Here is a 25,333-nt window from a genome sequence, read left to right as displayed (position 1 = left end):
TCGTTTCTAAATATGAAAGAACTGTGTAAAATGAAAAGGTATGTACGTAAACTAGTGGTTCATTACAGGAGGTTTTATAGATGGCACGTATTTTATTAGCAGAAGATGAAGATGTCTTACGAATGTTGGTGCTCGATACATTAGAAGACGAAGGATATACGATTGATGAAGCAACAGACGGAGATGAAGCCTACCAAAAAATCATGAGCGAGCATTACGATCTTGTGTTACTCGACTATATGATGCCTGGCATGACCGGAATCGAAGTCATTGAAAAAGTACGGCAACATCCGGATAAGCAACAACTGAAAATCATGATGTTAACAGCCAAAAGTCAACAATCCGACCGGGAACGAGCACAAGAAATCGGCGCCAACTATTTCTTCTCAAAACCGTTCAGTCCACTCGAATTGATTGATGTCGTAGGAGGAATATTGAGTGATCATCCGGTGGATTAATCGAAAAATCGGACGCCAGCTGATGGCTTCCTTTTATATCGTTTTAACGACGCTGATGATTTCTTCATTGATTGTCTACAATTACACCGACACGAAATTACAGGAGACACGACTCAAGCTCGAAGACATTAGAGATCGCAGTGCCCGTGCCGGCGCACTTTGGGAACAATGGCAAGACTTGCAGTTTAACATGCGGGGATATGCGCTGATTGGTGATCAGGAGATCTATCAAAAGATGGTGGATCAACAGGCGACGATTGACGAGCAGACACGTTGGTTTGAGGAAAATGCGATTTATGAGCAAGGGAAAGATTATGCCCGTTCTTCGCGCGAACTGTATGCCTATTATTTTGAAGCGATTTTGCCGTTAATTCAATCCTATGTCGAAGCCAAAGCATCCGGTGAGGTCGATGAATCGTTTTTAGAAGGAACGACATTGACGTCCTTACCGCTGGGGAAAGAATTGCTCGCGAACGGACGAATCAAGCTGGATGCGTCCGGGAACATCGACGTCTTGTCTGAAATCAATAAAAGTGAGCTGGCGCTTGGCGGCTACCGGGACTTCCTTGAAGAGTGGTCGGGAAAGACAAGTCAGCAGCTTGAACAAGAAATCCAGACGACTCAACTGATTTGGCTTTCAAATATCATCGTGTTGGTAGGGGTATTGATTTTCTTTGTATACCCGTTCATTCGGAAAATTACAGCCGAGTTGCTCTCGCTCGTCAAAAACAGCCAACGCCTGGCGGGAGGGGAAGACATTTCGCGTGTCGAAGTGCCTGACCGAAAAGATGAAATCGGTATTTTAGCGTTATCCTTTAATCAGATGGCGGGTTCGATTTCGGAAAACAAACAGCACATGCTGGCGAAAAATGAAGAACTCCAAGCCCAGCAAGAAGAGTTACAAGCGCAACAAGAGGAACTGCAGGCACAACAGCAGGAACTCGAAGAAGCACTTGAACTGACGATGCGAAATGAACAACACCTCCAATACCGCAATGATTTGACGGAAACACTGGCGGCGAGGGAAGCGTTGACGGCATATCCGGAGATCATTGAGAAGCTGATTACAATCACCGATTCAGAAATCGGTGCCCTTGTGTTCGTGGATGAGGGATCTGCGTATTCGATCGTGACACACGGCATGACGGAAGAACTGTCCGAACAACTATTAGGCAGTGATTTTTCGTTGTTGAAACGAGCTGACTCGCTGAAGAAAGCTGTCCATTCGTCGAAACAAGTGGCCAGTAACCATCCGCTGCCGTATCCGTACTATATGTACGAGACGGCAGTGCCGATTCTTGATCCGGCGTCGGAGGAAGTGATCGCGTTTATCTATCTGGTTCGTTACCGGGATCAGTTTACGAACGAACAGATGCGGGATGTCATGTCCTTCTCACGGCAACTGTCGTTATCGCTTCTCCGCATGCGGTTATTTGACGAGATGAACCGGGAAAAAACAAAGACGGAACGGATTTTAGATTCGATTCGGGAAGCGGTCATCTACATCGAACCGGGCAAAGAGGACGTGTTCGTGAATCGTCCGCTGTATGATCTGTTCCCGGAACTCCAATTCGGTACGGCGAAAACAGAGACGCTTCAAGGCTGTCTGGATACGATCCATGCGGTCGTTGATGAACCGGAAGCCTTCTCCCGTTATGTAGAAGCTGTATTGCAGGGCGAAGTTCCAAAAGACAGCCTCCAGTTCTCGATTCGTGAACAAGTCGTTTTCATTCAATTTTATGTGGAGTCGATTGAAATAGAAGGGGTTCGAAAAGGGACGATGCTTGTCTTGCGGGACGTCACGAAAGAAACCGAGATGGATCGTTTGAAATCGGAGTTGGTCTCGACGGTTTCGCATGAATTGCGGACACCGTTATCATCGATTTACGGATTCACGGAATTGATGTTGAACCGGGACATCGATGTATCCCGACAAGACCGTTATTTAAAGACGATTCATTCTGAAACCGAGCGCTTGGCGAATTTGGTGAATGACTTCTTGGATGTCCAACGAATGGAATCCGGAACCCAGTCCTATCAAAAGGGATTGATTGATTTACGTCCGTTATTGGAAGAGACGACGCAATTTTATGCCGCGTCGACAGCGCAACATACGATTACATTTTATGCGCACGACGATGCCTCGTATCCTCTGATTGAAGCGGACGAAGAAAAGATGAAACAATTGATGAACAATCTGCTGAATAATGCGGTGAAATATTCTCCACTCGGCGGAAACATTGAAGTCGCGCTCACCGTGGATCATCAATATGTTCAAATTGATGTTCGCGATGAAGGAATCGGGATTCCGAGCAACGCTCTTGAGAAACTGTTCGAGAAGTTTTATCGAGTCGATAACTCAGACAGCCGAAAAATTGGCGGAACCGGTCTTGGACTGGCAATCTGTAAAGAAATCGTGGAAGGACACGGCGGGAACATTTCCGTCGCGTCGATTGAAAAACGGGGAAGCACGTTTACCGTCAAACTGCCGCACATCGTCACGACATATGAAACAGTTTCTGACATGATCGATATCTCAGGAAAATAATGCTATATCTAGTGTGAAAAATCAGCTACGATATAGTAAGAAATTAAAAAAGGGGGAACCACAATGCCGATTACTGCATTTGTGCACACACACGTTTTATTATGGGTCTTACTGCTCGTCACATTTTTTGTCGCCTTTTCCATGTACAAGAACGGAAAAAGCGCTGCAAAAGGAATTCACATGGCGTTCCGTTTATTGCTGTTGTTGACGTTCGCAACCGGTCTTTATCTTTACATTCAAATCATCGGGGCTTCTGCTAATCCGGATGGTTTGTATCATGCGAAGATCACTGCCGGAATTTTAGTACTGGTACTGGGTGAGTTGACGCTTGTCCGTCTGAAAAAAGGGAAATCCTATTCCGGCTTCCTGCTTGGATTTGCTACACTGGTCCTCGTGACGATTTTCCTCGGGTATTCTTTACCGTACGGAATGCAGTTCTTCTAAACTGAACGAATCGTCAGCGTGAAGCTGACTCCGACACACGTTTCGTCCAATTAGGGCGAAGCGTGTTTTTTTGTGGTTACAATCTGTTGTTATTTGGGAAAAGGGATATATTACGCAGTTGAGAGGGGAACGCTTGTGGCACAGTTGAAAGAATGGACAAAAGTTTTCCGGGCAAGAAAATGGATGAAACGAGCAGAACCTGTCTTACCTTTATGGCATGGATACATCGGATACAAGTATGGATTGTTTGACGTGTTGGGCTCGGGGGCAACACAAGCGGAAGCACAAATCCGTTTAAAACAACCACTGACGGCAGAAGCTTTGTCACGCTGGTTTGAAGTGGGGCTGGCTGTCGGACACTTGAAAAAGAAAGACCTGCGCTACACCGCAACACGCCATGTTTTACCTGAGTTATCGAAATCGGATGACCGGAGTATTGGCTTCATGTTATCAGAACTGATGGAATTGCATCTTCCGGCACTCTTCTCGTATCCAAAGTTCTTGGAAGATGGTCAACAAAAAACATTTGACGGCGAAGAGCACGGGGATATCGTCGCTGAGACGTCTGCCTTAGTGGAAACCGTCGCTTTTCCCGCCGTCCGACATATCATCCGGAATCAAAATGTGACCTCTTTACTGGATATCGGCTGTGCGTATGGCGGTTACTTACGCAAAATCCATGAAGCCTTGCCGGAACTCCGACTGGCCGGGATCGACATCGAGGAGTCTGTCATTGAAGAAGCAAAACGACGTGATACGACCGGGGAAATCGATTTTGTAGTCGGAGACATCAAGACATTTGAAGTCAAGGAAACCTATGACGGTGTCATGATGAATAACATTCTGTACTACTTCCCGAAAGAAGAACGCCTTCGTCTTCTGGAAGGGGTCCGTCGTTTCGTCAAAGATGCCGGAACCGTCATCTTGGTCACACCACTACGTGACAGTGAATACGGTGCACCGTTCTCCGCTGCCTTTAATGCATTCATGACCTTACATGAAAATCTCTATCCGTTACCAGGTAAGCAGGAATTAACGGAACAACTGCATGCTGCCGGTTTCGAAAATGTCTCGATTTCACCGTTTTTGAAAGAAGGAGCTTGGTATATTGTGACTGCAAACGCCACTTCCTAATGGAAGATTGGCGTTTTTACAGTTTTAACGCAGTTCAAATTTGTGGGGATGAGTATGTGATTAGTATAATAGTTAAAACGAATAGAGATAAAAAGGAGAGATTCGTGTGAAGCAGCGTGTAGCCGTTATTGGAGCAGGACCTGGAGGGCTCGCTTGTGCGATGTTGCTCGCGGGCAGAGGAGTAGACGTAACCGTATACGAAAAACAACCGATTGTGGGTGGGCGAACCTCTCGTGTACAAGTAGGCGAGTATCAATTTGACCGTGGACCTACTTTTTTGAATATGCCGCATATTTTAGAGAATCTATTTACGAGTATCGGATTGAAGATGAGTGATTATTTGGACTTAAAGGCGCTTGATCCGATGTATACGTTATATTTCAACGGTGGGAAAGAACACTTTACGATGACGACGGATCGTGATCGGATGAAACAGACGATCGAACAGCATTTTCCGGGGAACGGTGAAGGGTACGATCGTTTCATGGCAGAACAGGCGTTGAAACTCGGAAAATTGATGCCGATTTTGCAAACGAAACATGATAAGTTGACAGACTATCTGTCACCACGTGTCATTACCGCGCTTCCACGACTATCTCTGGGACGATCGTTGTACGATGTCTTGTCAGACTATTTCACAAGCGAAGAACTCAAATATGCCTTTACGTTTCAGGCGAAATATTTAGGCATGTCAGCATGGGAATGCCCGGGTGGATTTTCGATTTTGTCTTACATGGAACATGCTTATGGGGTCCATCACCCGATCGGCGGAATGAACCGCATTCCAGAAGCGATGAAACAGGCGATCGAAGAGCTCGGCGGGACCGTTCATCTGGAGACGGGAATCAGCGAATTGATCTTGGATGGGAAAGTAGCGACCGGAGTCATTTTAGAGTCCGGAGAACACGTCCTATATGATGATGTTGTGGTCGGTGCCGATTTTGCCCATGCGATGAATCATCTTGTTCCGGAAGGTGTTCTGAAAAAATGGTCACGTCCGAAGATTGACCGTAAAAAATTCTCTTGTTCAACGTTCATGCTGTACTTAGGCGTCAATAAAACCTTTGATGCACCGCATCATACGATTTATTTTGCCGACGATTACGAGAAAAACGTGCGTGAGATGACGCAGACGCTCGAGTTATCGGAAGATTTTTCGTTTTATGTTCAAAATCCATCGGTGATCGATACGACACTTGCGCCGGAAGGCAAATCCGCCTTGTATGTGTTGGTACCGGTCCCGAATAATTATTCCGAACTCGACTGGGCCATCGAAGGACCCAAGTTACGTCGCCGTGTTCTCGATGCGCTCGAAGACCGTTCCCCGTACAAAGGTGTCGAAGCCGCAATCGAAGTTGAAGAAATGTTCACACCGGATGACTGGGAAGCGATGGGCGTACACCAGGGTGCAACCTTTAACCTGGGCCATCAATTGACACAGATGATGTATTTCAGACCACATAACCGTTTTGAAGAATTGGATCATGTTTATTTAGTAGGCGGGGGAACGCATCCCGGAAGCGGACTGCCGACGATTTTTGAGTCGGCCCGGATTACAGCCGACTTATTGACAAGTGAAGTAGGTGCTTTGAAATGAAGATTGGATTCGTTGGAGCAGGTGTCGGTACGTTACATGCCGCATTATTATTAACAAAACGTTATCCGGAAGTTGAAATCACGATTTTTGAGAAGGAAGCACGAGCTGGCGGCAGACTGACATCCGTTGATTTTCAGTCCGGCGGCCGGATCGATCAAGGTCCGACGATTGTATTGATGCCTGGGAAGCTACAGGAACAATTAAAAGAAGCGGGTCTCGAAGGGGTTGAACTGGAGCGGATTGATCCGTTGTATGATCTTCATTTCGACGACGGGACAGTCGTCACGAAACAAGCCGATGTCGTCGCTCAAGCAGTAGCGATTGAGCGCCAGTTTGGTGAAGGTCGTGGTTTTCAAGAATTTATGAATCAAAAAGCAAAGGATTATGACGTCAGCGTATCGAAATTTTTAGAGCGGAGTTATTTCCGCAAAACGGAATTGTTGCAACCGAGTATGTTAGCGCCACTTGTGAAAATGCATGCACTTGAGACGGCGCACGATCATTTGAAGCGTTATTTCAAAAGTAAGTATTTACGGATGGCTTACAGTTTTCCGACGTTTTACATCGGCGGAAATCCGTATACGACGCCTTCGATTTATGGATTGATTCCTTACCGCGAACAGGAGGAAGGTGTCTGGTATGTCAAAGGCGGTTACTTCTCCTTGGCGGAGCGGATGTACGAGGAACTGGTTCGACGGGGTGTGCGGTTCGAGTTTAACCAACCGGTCGAACGTGTAATGATTAGAGAAGGCCAAGCTAAAGGAGTGCTTGTCAACGGACAGGAACATCTGTATGACAGCGTCGTGTTGAATGGTGAGTTCCCGCTGATGGAATACTTGGTGGAAGGCAAGCAACCTAAACAATATGTCCCATCCGGCGGTACACTGTTATTGTACTTTAAGATAAAGGGAAAAGTGGATCTACCAGTGCATCGTTTCCTCATGCCAAGTGATCTTCAACCTTTGATGACATCAATCTTTAAAAAAGATGAGTTACCGGTGAACCCGGCGGTGTATCTGTTTAATCCGAGCAAGGTGGATGATACATTAACGGAAGCGGATGACAGTGTCGTTTACGCCCTGGTTCCATCACCACGCGGTTTTGACCGTGACCGGTACGAGGCGCATGGATTCATCGACCGGATTTTAGCCAAAATCGAGCAGCATGTGCCCGGGTTCGAACAGCAGGTCATGGAAATGCAGGTTCGAACACCTCAAGATGCAAAAGAATTTGGATTGTATGAGGGCGGAAGTTTTGGCATCGCACCAACGATCCGCCAATCTGCTGCCTTGAAGACACAAGCAAAACCATACGCTGATATTGAACGATTATATGCAGTCGGCGCATCTGTCCATCCATGTGGAGGCGTTCCGATCGTCATGATGGGAGCGACATTACTTGTCAATCGAATGGAACAAGAGATGAGGTGGAAAAGTGGATACAGTGACGAACGCGTACGTAGTATGTGAACAGACGATTCAAAGCGGATCTAAAACGTTTTATAAGGCCTTTTCCTTATTGCCGAAGCAAGACCGGATGGCGGTGTATGCCATTTACACATTTTGTCGGTTCCTCGACGATACGGTAGATGAATCCGCCACGCCAAAAGAAAGTTTAGCGGAATTTTTAGAAGAGTTTCGTTTGTTCCGATCCGGTCAGTCAATTGAAAAACCGTTGTGGATTGCCCTCTCAGACGTCTTTTCTAGATATGAAATGGATGAGACACCTTTTTTAGAGTTGGCAGAAGGCATGCGGTGGGACATTGAAAAAAATCGTTACCAGTCTCTAGAGGAAACGGAAAAGTACAGCTATTATGTCGCGAGTACGGTCGGTTTGATGTTACTGCCGATCCTTGCCCCAAACCAACCCGACTTACGTGAATCCGCGATTCAACTCGGCATTGCAATGCAACTGACGAACATTCTGCGTGATGTCGGGGAAGATGCAAAACGAGGGCGCGTCTACTTGCCGAAGAACTGGATGGATGAGTACGGCGTAACGACTGAATCGTTATTAGCCGGCACACCGTCGGGTGATTTTGAAGGATTGTGGGAAGCATTGGCTTTAAGAGCCGAGCACCTGTACGATGCAGCAACGCCTTCGTTCGATCGATATCCGAAAGAGAGTCGTCGGGCATTGAAAGTAGCGGCCTTACTGTACCGTGGTATCCTGGATGCGGCACGTGATAACCAGTATGATGTCTTTACGAAACGTGCTTACGTCAGCCGGTGGCAAAAGATGAAGTTACTGGCTACGATCTGATCGACTGATTGATTTAAACCATCGGATCGTGATGTTGAAACTCCATAAAAAAAAGACCTTGGCGGGGACCAAGGTCTTTTTTTTATGGAGTTTAGACCGGGGAGTCTAAACTTGATCTGTGTATGTGATTGGATACCGTATTCCAAACAAGACGGGTCTTGATCCACGGGGATGGATCGATTCGTAATTGAGCCGTCTGTAAACCAGTCGGGATGAGACGATCTAAGGGGGAACGTCGTAATTCATGCCGAAAGGGTTACGTTGGCAGTACCTCGAACAAGTGGGTCTTGCACGAACAATCACACGACAACAGATTGGTTAAGTTCCTAAACGCGTTTGACTCGGGGAAGTCACCATGCGCTTGATTGAGGATGTGGGGTCAATCACTACCTCTTGAACTCGAAGTAATCGTATCAAATCTAAGTTGTCCGTACAAGTAATTGATATGCAATTCACATAACGTTCACAGGGTGGAAGCAACCGCCGATACGATTCGTTCACTTGCCAGTTTTCCTGAAAGCGTCACCATTGGACTGCCACCACCGGGATGCGTTGATCCGCCGGCAAAAAACAAATTGTGAACATTCTTTGAACGGTTACTAGGACGCATGAATGCTCCGCGTGTACCGTTTGAAGAAAGACCGTATAACGAACCGTGATACGCCGAAAATTTTTGTTCGATATCCTGTGGTGTGATGCGTTGTTCGAAGACAACATCCTCCGTCACATCAATGCCGAACGTTTGCAAACGTCGGTTGATGATCTCGTCATACGTATCAAAATCAATGACAGATCCTTCGTGAGTCGCCGGAGCATTCACCAAAACAAACAAGTTATCTCCAGCGAGCCCCATGTCCGGTGCTGTCACAGAAGAATTGGAAATATAAATGGTCGGTTCCTCCGCATAACGGTGTTGGGTAAACAATGCCTCGAACTCTGCTTCATAGTCGGATGAGAAGAACACGTTGTGATGAGCGAGTCCTTCAATCCGACGGGAAAGTCCGATGCAACGGACGTAAGCGGAAATGGAAGGCTCCATCTGGGACGGTGTCGGATTTTTAAAGTCAGGTCGAATCGTCTCAGAGATCAGCCGTGGGTATTGAGTTAATAAATCGCCGTTTAGAACGATGAAATCGACGGACAGGTAATCGACATGATTCAATTCGATTTCCGTTGCCAGATGATTCGTGACTTCGATTTGTGTCACTTCTTCACCCAAACGGAAAACGACCCCCAGTTCTTGAGCACGACGGGCAAATCCTTCGGCAATCGCCGTATTTCCTCCACGCGTAAAATAGACACCGTCATTCAACTCGAGATGGGCGATGAGACCAAATGTGGCAGGTGCCTGAAAAGGACTGCTGCCGATGTACGTGGCGTAACGATCCAATGCTTGAATCAATTGCGGATCCTTGAAGTATTTTTTGTGCAGTGCGTGTAATGATGTCAACGGGTGGACTTTTGCCATGTCACGCAACAACGAGAAGTTGAAGTAGGAGTCAATGTTGATAAAAAATTGCTGTTTAGCAATTTGGAATAAGTGAGCGACTTCTTCTTGATAACCTGTAATATCGTTTTTTGAAAGTTGTCCACCGGTAAAGCGATCGACTTCCGTGCGCATCGCCTCGCGACCGCTGGCAAATGTCAGCGAACGGCCATCCGGAAAATGGTTGACGGTATGACGTGCTAATTTTTCAAAAGTAAAGTAATCATCTGGATTTGCACCAGATTCTAAGATGACGGACTGAAAGATTTCAGGCATCGTGATGGTGTTTGGACCAAAATCAAAGCGGTGTCCGTCTGCAACGATCGGCATCATCTTTCCACCGATGTGTTCATTCCGTTCAATAACAGTAACTTTAAAGCCTTTTGAAGCGAGGGAGATGGCAGCACTTAATCCACCAAGCCCCGCACCGATGACTGCAATATGTTTCATACCAAAAACGCCTCCTTAAGAATATGTCCGACCTTTCCAACTGATTTCCCTCTTCTTGAGTCTTCGAATCATCGCCGTTGCGAGCAGTGCGACATAGAGGACCGTCGCGACCGGATGCCAAAACCAAGCATGAGAAATCCGGGCATTCCGATCAATCCTGTACCGTGCCAGCATAAGCAGACCAAATGCCCCGATTGTCCACACCGATGGGAAAAGTAACATCAGCGGCAGGACACAAGCTTGCACCAAATAAAAGAGAAGAAAGTAACTGCCGATCAAATAGGAGTCATTCATGCCACGAAAGACATTTTTCAAGAAACCTTGCCAGACATCACGATTGGTCGCATACATGTCACAGCTGACATAAGGCGCCACATGGACGAGGGTCGTCGTGAATCCATGTTGTTTAAAGGCCCGACAGAGTTCCAAATCATCGACGAGCGCCATTTGAATCGCCTGGTGACCACCGACTTGTTCGTATGCCTGACGCTCAACAAGAACAACCATCCCGTTCGCCGCGGCAAACGCAGGATGTTTGACTTTCCGAAAGGCAATCGGTAGATGCTGGGCAATTAACACATGTTGCATCGGAATCAGGCATTTGCCTAAAAACGTCGGGACGGGAAACGACGGGAAGCCGGATAAAAAGACAGCCCGTTCCTGTAGCATCGTCGCATACAGACGGGGAATCGTATCTGCTGTCAAGGTGATGTCAGCGTCTAAAAATAACAAGTACTCCTCTTTTGATGCTAAAGCAAGCTGATGGCAGGCGTGGACTTTTCCAGCCCAACCGGTCGGCAGATCGATTCCGTCAATCATCGTAAACCGGTCATCGTTTCCAATCTGTTCGATCAGTAAATCGCGTGTCTTATCTGTTGAACGATCTTCATATAAGTAAACCTGGACGTTGGGGTGAAGGGCTTGTTTAAGGGACGTCATTAATTTGACGACGTTCCGCTCTTCGTTTCGAAGCGGAATGCACACCGCAAGACTCTGCGGTGCAACGGGCTTCGACAGTTTTGGTAAAAAAGCCAGATTGAGGAACGTGTAAAGACAGACGAAAGCAGAAAAGATGAACATCACAATAATCATTTTCGGATCGCCTGTAACCACTGTTCGGTCTTGACCGGTAACGGTTCCTTTCGTTCAGTCAACAGTTGATACGCTGACGTCCGTTCCTGAATGGCATCGGAGCGGACATCGTCATAGAGTGCAGTCATCGCCTCCGTTAAGTATTGCATCTGCACTGAGGACCGGTCGTCGGGCAATTGAATCTTTCGCGTGCGGATGTAGACGTCCGGTTGTTGCTCGTGACCAAACGAATAATAAAACGAAAACAACGAAATCGACGGAGCCGTTTTTGCTAAATGGGTGGCGCCGCTGCTTAACTGGAGCGGACGTTCTTCTTGATGCCGTTCTTCGCCTTGCGGAAACATCCAGACGCTGCTGCCGTTTGCCAGTTGATCCTTCGCATATTGTAGACTCTGCTTGATTTCCTTATACGAGCTGCGATCGATCGAAAATCCACCGAGCCGGGTGAAAAACGGGAAACGGGCCAATCCTTGTTGATCAATCATGACGTAAGGATCATGACGCAGCATCGTCTGGTCGAGATGGAATAAAATCATGCCGTCCCACCAAGAACCATGCGTTGCGAGCATCAAACCGGGGGTCGGTAAATCATCCGCCCGATACAAAATACGATGAAATTGTTTTCGGATCAACCGCTCTTTGACGTAAAGGTGAAAGGCTTGTTCAGCTAATTTGTTTTTGTTTGCCTTTTGCAAGCGGAACACCTCCTTGTGTGAGCCAATACGTGACACCTGCCAGAAGACTGATCAGCGTGACGCCATAAAGTCCTGCGACACCTGCCGTCAGACCGAACAACGCATGGAGCATCAAAAATAGGTACTGATTGTTTCGTTCAAGTGCTGTAATCGTGACCTGCTGTTCGAACCGAGCAATCAAGAGAGAGAAGAAAAGTGCCGTTCCGTACCAACCGAAAAAGTTTTGGGTCGGAATGTCATAATACAATCCGCCATCTTGCCAAATCCAATACGATTTAACGTTTGCGGCAACAGGATCGATTGCTAAATCCAACCAAACGGCAAACAGCGGAACCAAGATCACCGTATTGTAGCGAAACGGAAACCGGCGTGAGAAGGCAAGACTGGCACCCATGACGGATAACCAGGCGGCACCGATCGTGATGGGTACACCAAGTAATTGAACACCGAAGTCCGCTTCATACGCATATGTACCGAATGGCCAACCGGTATGCACCCCGATCGATTCGATTGCGATGGAGCCAAAAAAGATGACAGGAATGATGAAACGGCCTTTTGGAACGACATCCCAAAAATAAAGCGCGGCGTATAGACCGGAGGCAAATAAAAAGACCGCATTGGCCCACTCGAGCCAAGGTGGAAGGATCGAAAAGCCGACTAGAATCAAACCGATGACAAACCAAATCGTAAAAAATAACCAGAGACGCTTTTGAAAAACATTCATCATGTGAGTACCTCCATGTCCATATATTCTGATACAAGTATACCTGTACAAAAGGGAAACGAGCCAGAAATGAGGTGTGATTCCAACAGACAGCAAAAAAATACCCCATCGAAATTGGATTTTTATGTCCAATCTCTATGGGGCAGTTCAGGAAATCGTCTGTTTTTAACTGGTTTGATGATTTTTTTGTTTTTTCTTCTTGATGAAAGAAAACAACAGGAATGCGACGTAGAGAGGAACGGCGACGAACCAAAACGTCGACCACTCATTGCTTCGCGCAATCATGACATAAGTAACATACAGCAACGTAAAGGTAATGACAAACGTATGTCGTGGAACCGGAATGTCTTTGAAACTGGGAATCTTCACACGACTGACCATCAGGAATGCGAGGGCGGTAAACACAAGCGGCACCATCAAGTCATTCATCCGTCCACTGAACAGCGTCACGACGGCTAAAATGCCTCCCGCTGCCGTGATCGGGACACCGGAAAAATAAGCAGAGGCCACATTCGTTGCTGAGAGGTTAAAGCGTGCTAAGCGAAATGCTCCAAACAAAGGAAATAACGCGGCAATCAATAAACCAATCTCTCCAAAATCATAAAAATAAGTGTAATAAGCCATCATAGCGGGGGCGACACCAAACGTCACGACATCGGCAAGCGAGTCCAGTTCTTTTCCAAAATCACCTGCGACGCCGAGCATACGGGCGATACGACCGTCCAGACTATCGAGCATCATCGCGATGACAATCAATAATGTCGCATTTTGAAAATCGCCTCGAGCAGCCATGACAATGGCAAGAAAACCACAGTATAAATTTCCGAACGTAAAGAGGTTCGGAATCGAGTTACGTACACGTTCTTTCCACAAAATGATTCCTCCTGCCACATCTTCGATACTAACCATCATATCATAAATTTCCAGTACGTATCAGCGGTTCGTAAAGAGAATCCCGTTCGTGAATGTTAAAAAATCATCAGGAGCCAGTTTGATTTGAAAGCCGCGTTTACCTGCAGAAATGATCATGAATGGTTGACCGGTCACTTGATCCGATAGGAGAACAGGAAATTTTTTTTTCGCACCAATCGGGGCGACACCTCCTCGGATGTACCCCGTCAGCTTTTTTAAATCGTTCATTGGCACCAGCTGGACTTTCTTAGTGGAAAGCGCCAGTGCGGCCGCCTTCAAATTTAATTCTTCTTCTCCGGATATGACAGCAAACACGTGCTGTTTTTGATCGGTTTCTAAAACAAGGGTTTTAAAAATGCTGGAAAGGGGGTAATTAATCTTTCTAGCCACATTTTGAGCGGATAAATCCTGTTCATCCACAGGATACGAAAGCAGATCGAATGCAATATCAGACTGCTTCAGAAGTCTTGCGACGTTCGTTTGGCTCATGTTGTTCTCCTTTAACGACAGCGTATTGTGCCCATTTGCGGCTGTTCCAGCGTTTTAAGGCAAAGAGTCCACGGAACCATTCGTCAGCAGAGAAGGCGATCCAGATTCCGAGTAAGCCCAGTCCGAACTGAAGTCCGAGTGTATAACTGAGGACAACTGCAATTCCCCACATGGAGAGAATGCCGATCGCTACTGGGAAGCGGACGTCACCAGCTGATTTTAACGTACCCATGAGCACGATATTCATCGCACGACCCGGTTCAAGAATGACGCTTGCCCAAAGCAATGGAACACCGATAGCGATGATCTCAGGGCTTGATGTGAAGAGTGACATGATCGACGTTCCGAATGAAGCGAGAGCGACGGCCGAGACAAAACTTGCAAAAACAGCGATTTTTAATGTTTTTAACGCACGTTTGTGAGCAGCTTCGAATTGTTGTGCCCCTACTTGACGGGCGACAAGCAATTGAGTTCCTTGGGCAATGGCCAAAGTAAATAAGAAACAAAGCATCGTGATGTTCGAGACATAGACACGTGCCGATAAAGCAGCTTCTCCGATAGTCGCAATGAATCCCGTGATGATCAGTTGGGAAAATTGATACGATACCCCTTCACCAGCGGATGGGATACCGATGTTCATGATACTTTTGATATCACGACGATTAATCTGAATCAAATCTTTTAGTTTAAACCGTAAAGACAGTTTCCGGTAGACAACGAAAAACAGGAGAACAACGGCGACGGTCCGGGCGACGACGATGGACCAGGCGACACCAGCGACACCGAGGACCGGGATTCCAAATAATCCGAGAACGGCGATCACATTACCAAATGCGCTGACGAAGTTCATTAAAAGTGTGACGTACATAGCATTTTTCGTAAAACCATGGCTTCTTAAGATAGCTCCAAGCGTAAGCGAGATCGCTTCTAAAAATAAAAAGAGACCAACAATCTTTAAGAAGGTTTCGCCATACATGAGTGTTTTTCCTTCTAATGAGAAAAAGCCAAGTAATTGTGTGCCGAACAAAGCGACAAGAACAGAAATGATTAACCCGATGTATAAGTTAATTGAAAAAGCAGAGCGTGCGGTTTGTCGTGCATCCTGAACGCGTTTTGCTCCGAGGTACTGACCAATGATAATCGTTGCACCAACAGAAGTAATGTTAAATAGAATAATGAAAATGTTGAGTACCTGATTCGACACACCAACGGCAGCGGCTGCGCTGTCCGAGTAGTAACTGAGGATCAACGTAGCGATAATCCCTAGACTCATATGGAGTGCAATTTCAATAAATAGTGGCCAAGTAATTTGGAATAATGATTGTTGTTTAACAGTTTTCATAAATTAAATTCCCCTTTAAGTCCTTAAAACGTTTTGTCTTTCTGTATCTTTTGGAAACTATACGCCTTCAATTTTCATAATGAAAGAGCAAAAGGTACGCTTTCATGAAAAAAAAGGTCATTTAAAAGGATTTTCATAAAACATCACGAATACATCATAATGAATGAATGTTCATTTTTGAAAGGGAGGGGAATAGGATGAAACGCGAAGTCGATTATCAGGTAAAAGAGCAGGTTGCAACGATTACCTTGTCACGCCCAGAACGATTAAATGCACTCACATCCACACTGTTAACCGAATTAGTGGAAGCAGTGGAAGAAGCAAATCAAGATGAGGCGGTTCGGGTCATTGTGTTGACCGGAGAAGGACGGGGTTTTTGTGCGGGTCAAGATTTGAAAACCGTTCAACCCGGTATGGATCATGGGGAGTATTTAAAGCAATACTATCATCCGGTTATCCGAGCAATTGCGACAACGAACAAACCGACTGTTGCCGCAATCAACGGTGTCGCCGCGGGGGCGGGGTTATCTTTGACGTTGGCGTGTGATTTTCGGATTGTCCGGGCAGATGCCAAACTATCGTTGGGATTCATCAACATCGGTTTAGTACCCGATGCAGGGGCACCATATTTCCTGCCGAGATTGATTGGTTCTGCCAAAGCACTGGAACTGGCGTTATTAGGGGATACAATTACGGCAGAGCAAGCGCTTGACTATCATTTAGTGACAAAAGTCGTTGAAGCTGAATCGTTTGAGCAGGAAGTGTCTGCATTTGCGGAACTCCTGTCACAACGTCCGACCAAAGTCATCGGATACATTAAACAATTACAGGCTGCGAGTTCCGAGTCGACGTTGGACGATATGCTGGCACAGGAAATCATCTATCAATCACGTGCCGGGAAAACCGAGGATCATCAGCAAGCCGTTCAAGCCTTTATCGAGAAAAAAGCCCCCGTTTTCGTCGGGAGATAATGTAACGTCTTAAAGGCATATGTATAAACAGAAGGGACCTTTCGATTCGAAAGGTCTCTTCTGTTGCAAGTTAATGCATTTTTTGTTTGATTTTTTGAGCGGTTGCGTGCGTCCGGTCGGTTAGTGTAGTGGAAATCCGGAACAACAGGATTCCGAGGAAGGCTGATACGAAGATATACAACCCTGTTAAAGTGGCGAACGCGCCACTCGCTAATGTAATGAATAAAATTGAAAATTCTCCGCGGGGTCCTAAACAGAATCCTGACTCAATCGCATGATAGTTGGAAAGACCAAACGATCGTCCACCGAAAAAGCCAACCAAAAATTTAGAAAGTAATCCCCAGACGACAAGGGCAAAGAAAAACCAATCGAGTGGTAATCCTTCCGTCAGTTCAAATGACATCCCGAACGAAATAAAGAATAAAGGCAAAAGTAAATCTTGAAACGGTGTTACCAAACGTTTCAAGTATCTGGTCTCTTTTATTTCGGTCAACAAAATTCCGACAATGAAAGCACCCAGTACTTCCGATAAACCAAACATGATCCCAATCCCGGAAAACGTCAAGATCAACCCGATGATCCCGATTCCGGCGTCGGGATGCCGATACAGGGAATCGACAATCTTGTTTTGTTTACGAATGAATACCGTCAGAAAAATCAATGCACTAAACAAGAACAAAAATCCGATGAAAATTGTCCCAACTTTCATCAAGGTGAACTCTTGTGTGCCGAGAACGAATGGAGCAGTCGTCAACAAGAGCGGGGCTGCCAAATCCTCAAAAATCAGCAAGGACAAGACGAACTTATTTACATCCTTATGTTTATCCGGTTCGCGATCGAGCAGGCGCGCCGAGATGGAAGAACTTGTGGCGTACAGGACACAACCGATTAAAAAAGCTTCCGGGACGGAAAAACCGAATGCCAACGTCAACAGGAAGGTGCCGCCAAACGATAAAACTAGATCAATCAAACCGGCTTTCCACACGTTGCGGAACTGAATCATCAAATCGGCAACAGAAAACTTCAAGCCCAGTAAGAAAAACAGGACAATGATGCCTGCTTCTCCACCAAGTTTGAGTTCTTCGGGAAGATCGTAGGAAAAACCGAGTCCGATCCCGATCAAGATGAACGCCAAAATACTCGGAAGGTGGAATCGTTCGCTGAGGTAACTGACAGCGAATAGACCAATTAGAACGAGTCCAGCATAAAAAAATAGTTCCATGAGAGAGTTGTCCCTCCTTTCTATCCTCTTTACCCTAAAAATCAGTAAATTAGGGGAATGTCATCAAAATAATAAAAACGGTATCTTTCGCAGACTGGCGAAAGATACCGTTTGTAATCAAATGACTTGAACGATGGTCCCTGTAAATGGTGCAAGTGTCACATCCAACGAAAGGAGAGGGGTGTTTGAGAACAGATCCATTCCTTGACCGGCTTCTGGGGCGGCAATCGTCACTTGGCGATTCGAATTGTTGAAGTAGACGTAGTAAGTTCCATCTTGACTGATGCGTCGCATGACAATGGTGTTGGTTGCATCGTCAGCATGTACAAATGAGATATGTCCTTGATTGGCAAGCGTTTTATGACGGCTACGCAAATGAAGTAAATGTTTGGTATACATCAACAGATTCAAGTCCTGCTCGGCAGGATCCCACGGCATACATTTACGGCAGCCTGGATCTTGATCGCCGTCGAGTCCGATCTCGTCACCGTAGTAAATGACGGGACTGCCCGAGAACGTCAACATCGATAACAATAGCAACCGCATCTTATTTTTATCATGACCCGCCCGTGTCAATGCCCGTGGCGTATCGTGTGAACCAATCAGATTAAACGTCACTTCGTTGACATTCATCGTGTTGGAGAACAAGACGTGTGACATCTCGTTTGCGTAAGCAGAGGCTGATGTTTTGTCGAGTGCAAAGAAGTTCAAGGCTGCATTCGTGAACGGATAGTTCATGACCGCATCGAACTGATCGCCAAGCAACCATTCTTGTGAATCGTGCCAAATCTCCCCGAGAATGTACGTATCCGGGTTAACTTCTTTGACGACGTTTCGGAAATCACGCCAAAAAGCATGATCCACTTCGTTCGCAACGTCGAGACGCCAACCGTCAATGCCGAATTCCTCAACCCAGTAACGGGCGACATGCAACAAGTAGGCTTTTACTTCCGGATTTTCCGTGTTGAACTTCGGCATCTCCGGCACAAAGGCGAACGTGTCGTAGTTTGGCATCGGTTCCGTCACGAGCGGGAAGTTACGCAAGTGGAACCAATCTTTATAGGAAGAATTGCTTCCGTGTTCCCGAATATCAGCAAACGCCTTGTGGTGGAAACCGGCATGGTTGAAGACCGCATCGAGCATAATCCGGATACCTTTTTCATGAAGCAGATCCACCATTTCCTTGAACTTTTCTTTGGTCCCGAATTGGGGATCGATTTCAAGATAATCAATCGTGTCGTATTTATGATTTGATTTGGCTTCAAAGATCGGACAGAAGTAGATGCCGGTGATGCCTAGATCCACCAGGTAATCAATCTGATCGATCACCCCTTGGAAATCACCGCCGAAAAGATTGGTTGTCGTAGGTGCAGCACTATTCCAAGGTAGTGTTCCGGCAGGATCGTTAGAAGAATCCCCGTTGGCAAAACGATCCGGGAAAATTTGATACCAGACTGTATCTTTGACCCAGTCCGGTGCATGGAACACATCAATTTTATTTAAGTAAGGTACACAGAAATAATAACCTGTATCATCCAAGGGTTTTTCATCAAACCAGCCACGCTCGGTAAAGACGAGACTCGAACTACCGTCATGAAGACGGAATCCGTAGCGCAGTCGACGGAAAGGAGGGACAACATCGATGAACCAATAGTCATACAGTTCATCCGAACCACTTCGTTTCATCGGTGTTTCAAACGTATTCCAGTAGTTGGCCTTGGACGGATCAAAGTTCCAGTCAGCATCGTCTGGATTTTCAGTGTGCCAGTCATATGGGTCTCCCCAGATGAGTTCAACGTGATCAACATCATTTTTTTTCGTTTGTAGACGGATATGGATGGTTTTCTCGTCGTATTTGTAGACGAATGGAGACATGGCGCGGTGGAAAACAGCTTCTTTCAGCATTTTGGTCACTCCCTTAGTGCAATCGCTTGCATCCTAATGTAATAGTCCTCGACCTAAGAATAGTGAAGCGCTTTCTTAAAGTCAATTGAGAATTCGATAAAATCCAGACAATCAAACATTAGCATCTATTTTAGTGCAATCGATTGCACCTATTTGTGCAAAAGAGTTAAATGTAAACGTTTTCTTTTTAAAATGATTTTATTAAGAGGTCGAATCCATTTTTAAAAATAGTTTTTTAAAATCTTTTTGAAATGTAAGAAAATATTTGAAGAAAAGGACTTGTCAAAAGGATTTTAGATTGTATAATAAAAATGTAAAGGTGATGCAAACGTTTTCATAAAACGCTTACAACCGCTCGGTTGTTATCACGGGAAAATGGTTGTGCCTTTATGCAAACGTTGTGCATCAGAACTTATCATTCGTAAGTTAACTTGGGGAGGAATTTTCAATCATGGAAATCAAAAAATTAGTAGCAGGTCTTTCAGTATCTGTCATGGCAGTCGGTGCGCTTGCAGCATGTGGTGGCGGCACGGATTCAGGTTCTTCAGACACAAGTTCAGAGGGCGGAAACAAACCGGATAAAATCGTAATTTGGGAAGATACAGAAAAAGCAGAGACGACAAAAGCCGCTGCTAAAGCGTTCGAAGAAAAAGAAGGCGTCAAAGTTGAAGTCAAAGAAGTTAAAATGACAGATCAACAAAAGAAAGTCGCTCTTGATGGCCCGGCTGGTAAAGGTCCGGATATCATCCTTCTTCCGCATGACCAAATTGGAACAGTTGTTGACCAAGGGTTGATTGCTGAACTCAAAGACGGCGAAAAAGCACTTGGGCCTTTCATCGATACAGCAAAATCAGCAGTTACATTTGATGGAAAAGTTTACGGATATCCGAAAGCTGTTGAAACACCAATTCTTCTTTTCAACAAAGATGAGTTAAAAGAAGCACCAGCTTCAATGGATGATTTGTATAAAGTATCAACAGAACAGAAAAAAGACGGTAAGTACGGTTTCCTCGCACTTTGGGATAACTTCTACTTTGCACACGGTCCAATCGGTGGATACGGCGGATATGTCTTTAAAGATAATGGTGGAAAACTTGATCCTGCAGACATCGGTCTCAACAACGAGGGTGCTGTCGAAGGAATGGATTACATCGGTAAATGGTACAAAGAGGGTCTCTTCCCTAAAGGTTTGATCGGCGGTGGCGGTGGTCAAGCAATGGACCAATTGTTCGGCGACAAGAAAGCAGTCGCAGTCATGAACGGACCATGGGCAGTCGCAAGCTACAAAGAAAAAGGCATCAACTTAGGAGCAGCAGCTCTTCCAAAGCTTCCTAACGGCGAAGCAATCAAAACATTCGTAGGTGTTAAGACATATGCCGTTTCAGCATACTCGGAAAACGCAGAGTGGGCAGAGAAGTTCCTCGCGTCACTGACTGGCGAAGAGAATGCGAAAGCAATGTTTGAAAAATACAACGAGATTCCACCAGTAACAGCACTTCAAGAAGATGCAACAATCAAAGACAACGAAGTCGCAGCAGCTGTCTTCGCACAGTCTAAAGATGGTGTTCCAATGCCGAACATCGCTGAGATGGGTCAAGTTTGGGAGCCAATGGCAGCAGCACTTCAGCTCGTTGCAACAGACAAACAAGATGCACAAAAATCAGCTGACGATGCAGTCAAACAAATCAAGCAACAAATCGAAGCAAACAATCAGTAAGCAACTGAATGCATGACACAGAATTAAAGAAAGGGGGATCTTGGATTCCCCCTTATCTTTATGGTTGGAAGAGAAGCCTGAGGTCAGACATGACCTTTGGAAAGGAGAACAGACGATGGCTGCCATTGCTACACCTAAACCGACAAAATCACCAGAGCCTACAACGAATCACCGAACGATTGCGGCGGTGATGTCGATCGTTCCTGGATTGGGGCAACTGTACAACAAACAATTTTTAAAAGGTGCGACATTTTTCATCGTCGTCCTGTCATATTTTTTAGTCAACTTTGAACTGTTTTTTAAAGGCGCTGGGAATGGTCCGGGAGATCGCGGGGCGATCTGGGGATTGATTACACTCGGTGAGGTAGCAGGCGTAAGGGGGGATCACTCGATCTTCTTGATGGTCGAGGGAATCATTGCGTTGATTCTGCTTGTGTTTGGTATCGCCATTTACGTCTGGAACTTTATCGATGCGTATCGAATCGGTAAACTGCGGGATATGGCATTAGAAGTACCATCTTTGAAAATGCAGTTGCGTAACTTCCGTGACAACGGATTCCCGTACGCGATGTTGATTCCATCGTTGGTATTGCTTGTCTTCACAGTTGTTTTACCGTTGATTTTCACATTTTTGATTGCGTTTACGAACTACAAGTTCAATAACTCACCACCGGCGAAACTCGTCGACTGGATTGGAATTCAAAACTTCTTGAACATCTTTACCGTCGACATCTTCCGCGACACGTTCGTCAGTGTTTTAGGTTGGACACTTGTCTGGACGGTCGCTTCGACAACAGGTGTTATCGCGATTGGAATTGGACTTGCTGTCCTGTTGAACCAAAAAGGATTAAAAGGAAAACGTTTCTTCCGTTCGATTTTGATCCTATCGTGGGCAGTACCGGCATTCATCACGATCTTGATTTTCCGTTCGATGTTTAATGAAACATTTGGTGTCTTCAATACGACCTTGCTACCGGCAATTGGAATTGACGGCGGTGCCGAATGGATGACGGATCCGACATATACGAAGCTTGCCTTGATCGGCATCCAGTGGTGGCTCGGATTCCCGTACATCATGACATTGACGACAGGGATCTTGCAGTCGATTCCGGAAGATCTATATGAAGCAGCAACGATTGACGGTGCGACGTCGGGCGAGAAGTTCCGCTTGATCACATTACCGATGATCTTGTTTGCGACAGCACCGATCTTAATCACGCAATATACGTTTAACTTCAATAACTTCAACATCATCTATCTCTTTAACAACGGGGGACCGGCTGTTCCGGGTCAATCGGCTGGCGGAACGGATATCCTGATCTCCTGGATTTACAAACTGTCGCTCGGTTCGAATCCACAATATGGATTTGCCGCCGCGATTACGCTCGTGTTGTCGTTCTTTATCATGACGATTGCCGTCATTCAGTTTAAACGTTCAAAATCATTCAAAGATGAGGATATGATCTAATGAGAAAACAAAACCGAATCAATATGGCGTTGTCATACCTCATTTTGACGATCGCCTCAATAATTATCGTGTATCCGCTGCTATGGGTTGTCGGAACATCACTAAACCCGGGGAAAAGCATCACTTCTGATATCTTCCCAAGCAATCCGACATTGATCCATTACTTTGACTTATTTGATGCGACACAAACGGATTACGGCATGTGGTACTTGAACACCATCAAAATCGCTGTGATCACGATGGTTGTCTCAGTGGCATTGATTACATTGACGGGTTACATTTTTTCACGGTACCGGTTCGTCGGCCGGAAAAATTCACTGATCTTGTTCCTCGTATTGCAAATGGTGCCACAATTCGTTGCCATCATCGCAATCTACGTCTTGTTGAACATGTTGCAATTGTTTGATACGCATTTGGCATTGATTCTCCTGTACGCAGGTGGAGCGATTCCGATGAATACGTATCTTGCAAAAGGATATTTTGATACAATACCAAAGGAACTAGATGAAGCGGCACGGATGGATGGGGCAGGACATCTTCGGATCTTCTGGCAGATCATTCTTCCACTCGCTAAACCAATGGTCGCGGTTATCGCCTTGTTTAACTTCATGGCACCATTCAACGATTTCATCTTGGCCTCACTTGTTCTCCGTTCACCGGAGAAACAAACGTTAGCTGTTGGACTCTACAACATGGTGTCAGAGCAATTCGATAACAACTTCACATTGTTTGCGGCAGGTGCCGTATTATCAGCAGTACCAATCGTTCTTCTGTTCTTCGCTTTCCAGCGCTTCTTCGTGTCTGGATTGACGGCAGGCGGAACGAAAGGTTAATCAATCAAGGGGGAATCAGCGGCATGAGACGAGGCGTGATGCTTCTCCTCTTGCCGCTTCTCTTGTCTATCGGGACTTTTCCGCAGACGAGTGAAGCAGCAGAGTGGGAAAAAGAACGGATGTACTTCATCATGGTCGACCGGTTTGAAAACGGTGACCCGAGTAACGATTTAGAAGCCAATCCAGAGGATCCAAAAGCCTTTCAGGGCGGGGATTTGGCGGGCGTCACCAAACGGCTTGACTACATCAAAGATCAAGGATTCACATCGATTTGGCTGACACCGGTCTTTAAGAATCGACCGAACGGCTACCATGGGTACTGGACAGAGGATTATTACAAGATTGATCCACATTTCGGCACGAAAGAAGAATTCAAGACGCTGGTCAAGGAAGCGCATGAGCGCGACCTCAAAGTGGTATTGGATCTGGTCGTCAATCACCTCGGTCCAAATCATCCGCTCGTAGAGGAAAAACCGGACTGGTTCCATAAAGAACAAACCATCATGAACTGGAACAACCAAGCGGAAGTAGAGAACAACTGGCTGTTTGATTTACCGGACTTCAACACGGAAAACGAAGAAGTCGTCAAATACTTAATTGATGTCGCGAAATATTGGGTCGATGAAACGGGAATCGACGGTTACCGTCTCGATACCGTTCGTCATGTCCCACCCGCTTTTTGGGAAAAATTCATTCCAGCCGTCAAACAAGACCATCCGGATCTGTTTTTACTCGGAGAGGTTTTTGACGGAGATCCGCGGAAAATTGCGACGTATTCCAAACTAGGATTTGATTCGGTCACGAACTTTCCATTTTATTACGGGATAAAAGATCAGTTCACCCGAAAAAATGGTTCAGCGGAAGAACTGGATTCAGTTTATAATCGAGATACTACGTTTAACCCGAAAGCGATGACTTTAGCAAACTTCGTCGACAATCATGATTTAAAACGTTTTATCACGGAAGCCAAAATCGGCGGAACCGAGGATGAAGAACGTCAATTGCGCTTAGCCTTGTTTGCTCTCTATGCAGCACCAGGCATGCCGATCGTCTATCAGGGGACGGAAGTGGCGATGCCGGGCGGCGATGATCCCGGAAACCGGATGATGATGGAGTTTGAGAAAAATGACAAGATGCAGGAGTATGTCCAGACCTTAAATAAGATGCGGAGTGACTATCCGGCTTTTGAGACAGGGAAACAGCGGATGGTGGCCAAGACGGATCATATGGCTGTCTACGAACGGAAAGTCAAAGACCAAACCGTTCTCTATGCCATCAACTTAGGGGAAAAGAAAACGACATTACGTGTCAAAGCATCAGAAATCGGTGACGATCAGCGGTTGCGGGGATTACTTTTTTCTGATGTCGTTCGACAAGACGGGGACGCGTATGAAGTGACGCTAGATGCAAATAGTGCCAACGGGTATGTGATTGAACGCTCGCAAGTGAATTGGATGTCACTCGTTGCGATTGGATCAATTGCTCCGATTCTTGCCTTAATCATTTTATTGATGCATCGAAGACGACTCAACCGGTCGAAAGAAACACACTAAAATACATTTGTAGGGAAATGATGAGGTGAAA

General features: G+C 45.9%; 21 protein-coding genes. 12 read left to right on the top strand and 9 right to left on the bottom strand.

Features of this window, described 5'->3' with window-relative positions; genetic code table 11:
- Window positions 1–80: 80 nt before the first annotated feature.
- The 7 genes from P397_RS0113230 (at window position 81) to P397_RS0113195 (ending at window position 8,443) form a co-directional block, all read left to right on the top strand.
- Window positions 81–458: a response regulator gene (locus P397_RS0113230; RefSeq protein ID WP_026833716.1), complete on the top strand. Its 378-nt coding sequence runs from the start codon at window positions 81–83 to the stop codon at window positions 456–458.
- The gene (locus tag P397_RS0113225; protein ID WP_028106844.1) at window positions 439–3,006 is read left to right on the top strand and encodes an ATP-binding protein; all 2,568 of its coding nucleotides are present in this window, start codon (window positions 439–441) and stop codon (window positions 3,004–3,006) included. The genes P397_RS0113230 and P397_RS0113225 overlap by 20 nt, the downstream gene beginning before the upstream one ends.
- Window positions 3,007–3,069: 63 nt before the next feature.
- The gene (locus P397_RS0113220; protein WP_028106843.1) at window positions 3,070–3,450 is read left to right on the top strand and encodes a DUF1516 family protein; all 381 of its coding nucleotides are present in this window, start codon (window positions 3,070–3,072) and stop codon (window positions 3,448–3,450) included.
- Between the two features lie 135 nt (window positions 3,451–3,585).
- Window positions 3,586–4,584: a class I SAM-dependent methyltransferase gene (locus P397_RS0113215; RefSeq protein ID WP_026833713.1), complete on the top strand. Its 999-nt coding sequence runs from the start codon at window positions 3,586–3,588 to the stop codon at window positions 4,582–4,584.
- A gap of 106 nt (window positions 4,585–4,690) precedes the next feature.
- Window positions 4,691–6,181, top strand: a complete 1,491-nt coding sequence (locus tag P397_RS0113205; RefSeq protein WP_028106842.1) for a phytoene desaturase family protein — start codon at window positions 4,691–4,693, stop codon at window positions 6,179–6,181.
- On the top strand, window positions 6,178–7,650 hold the full coding sequence (locus P397_RS0113200; protein WP_026833711.1) for a phytoene desaturase family protein: 1,473 nt from the start codon (window positions 6,178–6,180) through the stop codon (window positions 7,648–7,650). The genes P397_RS0113205 and P397_RS0113200 overlap by 4 nt, the downstream gene beginning before the upstream one ends.
- Window positions 7,616–8,443 (top strand): phytoene/squalene synthase family protein, encoded by an 828-nt coding sequence (locus P397_RS0113195; RefSeq protein WP_028106841.1) that lies wholly within the window; start codon window positions 7,616–7,618, stop codon window positions 8,441–8,443. Before P397_RS0113200 ends, P397_RS0113195 begins: the two co-directional genes overlap by 35 nt.
- Before the next feature lie 463 nt (window positions 8,444–8,906).
- Here the strand turns inward: P397_RS0113195 and P397_RS0113190 are convergent, their stop codons facing one another.
- From P397_RS0113190 to P397_RS0113160, 7 genes are all read right to left on the bottom strand, one after another.
- Window positions 8,907–10,379, bottom strand: a complete 1,473-nt coding sequence (locus tag P397_RS0113190; protein ID WP_026833709.1) for a phytoene desaturase family protein — start codon at window positions 10,377–10,379, stop codon at window positions 8,907–8,909.
- A 15-nt stretch (window positions 10,380–10,394) separates the two neighbouring features.
- Window positions 10,395–11,471, bottom strand: coding sequence for a glycosyltransferase (locus P397_RS0113185; RefSeq protein ID WP_028106840.1), 1,077 nt, complete (start codon window positions 11,469–11,471; stop codon window positions 10,395–10,397).
- Complete coding sequence (locus tag P397_RS0113180) at window positions 11,468–12,166, bottom strand: lysophospholipid acyltransferase family protein (protein WP_026833707.1); 699 nt, start codon at window positions 12,164–12,166, stop codon at window positions 11,468–11,470. Before P397_RS0113180 ends, P397_RS0113185 begins: the two co-directional genes overlap by 4 nt.
- Complete coding sequence (locus P397_RS0113175; protein ID WP_026833706.1) at window positions 12,135–12,893, bottom strand: carotenoid biosynthesis protein; 759 nt, start codon at window positions 12,891–12,893, stop codon at window positions 12,135–12,137. The genes P397_RS0113180 and P397_RS0113175 overlap by 32 nt, the downstream gene beginning before the upstream one ends.
- A gap of 162 nt (window positions 12,894–13,055) precedes the next feature.
- Window positions 13,056–13,802, bottom strand: a complete 747-nt coding sequence (gene pssA, locus P397_RS0113170) for a CDP-diacylglycerol--serine O-phosphatidyltransferase (protein ID WP_174544503.1) — start codon at window positions 13,800–13,802, stop codon at window positions 13,056–13,058.
- A gap of 21 nt (window positions 13,803–13,823) precedes the next feature.
- Window positions 13,824–14,291, bottom strand: coding sequence for a Cys-tRNA(Pro) deacylase (gene ybaK / locus P397_RS0113165; protein WP_026833704.1), 468 nt, complete (start codon window positions 14,289–14,291; stop codon window positions 13,824–13,826).
- Window positions 14,251–15,633: an MATE family efflux transporter gene (locus P397_RS0113160; RefSeq protein ID WP_026833703.1), complete on the bottom strand. Its 1,383-nt coding sequence runs from the start codon at window positions 15,631–15,633 to the stop codon at window positions 14,251–14,253. The genes ybaK and P397_RS0113160 overlap by 41 nt, the downstream gene beginning before the upstream one ends.
- Before the next feature lie 197 nt (window positions 15,634–15,830).
- Here P397_RS0113160 and P397_RS0113155 point away from each other — a divergent pair, with 197 nt between their 5' ends.
- Window positions 15,831–16,604 carry an enoyl-CoA hydratase/isomerase family protein gene (locus tag P397_RS0113155; protein WP_028106839.1) on the top strand — a complete coding sequence of 258 codons (774 nt, stop codon included), beginning with the start codon at window positions 15,831–15,833 and terminating at the stop codon, window positions 16,602–16,604.
- 70 nt (window positions 16,605–16,674) lie between these two features.
- Here P397_RS0113155 and P397_RS0113150 read toward each other — a convergent pair whose 3' ends face one another.
- Window positions 16,675–17,826, bottom strand: a complete 1,152-nt coding sequence (locus tag P397_RS0113150; RefSeq protein WP_026833701.1) for a cation:proton antiporter — start codon at window positions 17,824–17,826, stop codon at window positions 16,675–16,677.
- Between the two features lie 117 nt (window positions 17,827–17,943).
- Entirely contained in the window at window positions 17,944–19,731 is a 1,788-nt protein-coding gene (locus tag P397_RS0113145; protein ID WP_028106838.1) for a glycoside hydrolase family 13 protein, read from the bottom strand.
- 457 nt (window positions 19,732–20,188) lie between these two features.
- Here P397_RS0113145 and P397_RS0113140 point away from each other — a divergent pair, with 457 nt between their 5' ends.
- The 4 genes from P397_RS0113140 to P397_RS0113125 all read left to right on the top strand — a co-directional run bounded on the left by P397_RS0113140 (window position 20,189) and on the right by P397_RS0113125 (window position 25,302).
- On the top strand, window positions 20,189–21,448 hold the full coding sequence (locus P397_RS0113140; RefSeq protein WP_028106837.1) for an extracellular solute-binding protein: 1,260 nt from the start codon (window positions 20,189–20,191) through the stop codon (window positions 21,446–21,448).
- Window positions 21,449–21,563: 115 nt separating this feature from the next.
- Window positions 21,564–22,916, top strand: coding sequence for a carbohydrate ABC transporter permease (locus P397_RS0113135; protein WP_026833698.1), 1,353 nt, complete (start codon window positions 21,564–21,566; stop codon window positions 22,914–22,916).
- A complete protein-coding gene (locus P397_RS0113130; RefSeq protein WP_012369657.1) occupies window positions 22,916–23,749 on the top strand; it encodes a sugar ABC transporter permease in 834 nt (277 codons plus the stop codon). Before P397_RS0113135 ends, P397_RS0113130 begins: the two co-directional genes overlap by 1 nt.
- Window positions 23,750–23,772: 23 nt before the next feature.
- Window positions 23,773–25,302 carry an alpha-amylase family glycosyl hydrolase gene (locus P397_RS0113125; RefSeq protein WP_028106836.1) on the top strand — a complete coding sequence of 510 codons (1,530 nt, stop codon included), beginning with the start codon at window positions 23,773–23,775 and terminating at the stop codon, window positions 25,300–25,302.
- Window positions 25,303–25,333: the final 31 nt, after the last annotated feature.

Source organism: Exiguobacterium undae DSM 14481, assembly GCF_000620805.1.
Taxonomy (GTDB): domain Bacteria; phylum Bacillota; class Bacilli; order Exiguobacteriales; family Exiguobacteriaceae; genus Exiguobacterium_A; species Exiguobacterium_A undae.
Note: the sequence above shows the minus strand (reverse complement) of the source record. Positions and strands in the feature narration are given on the sequence as shown.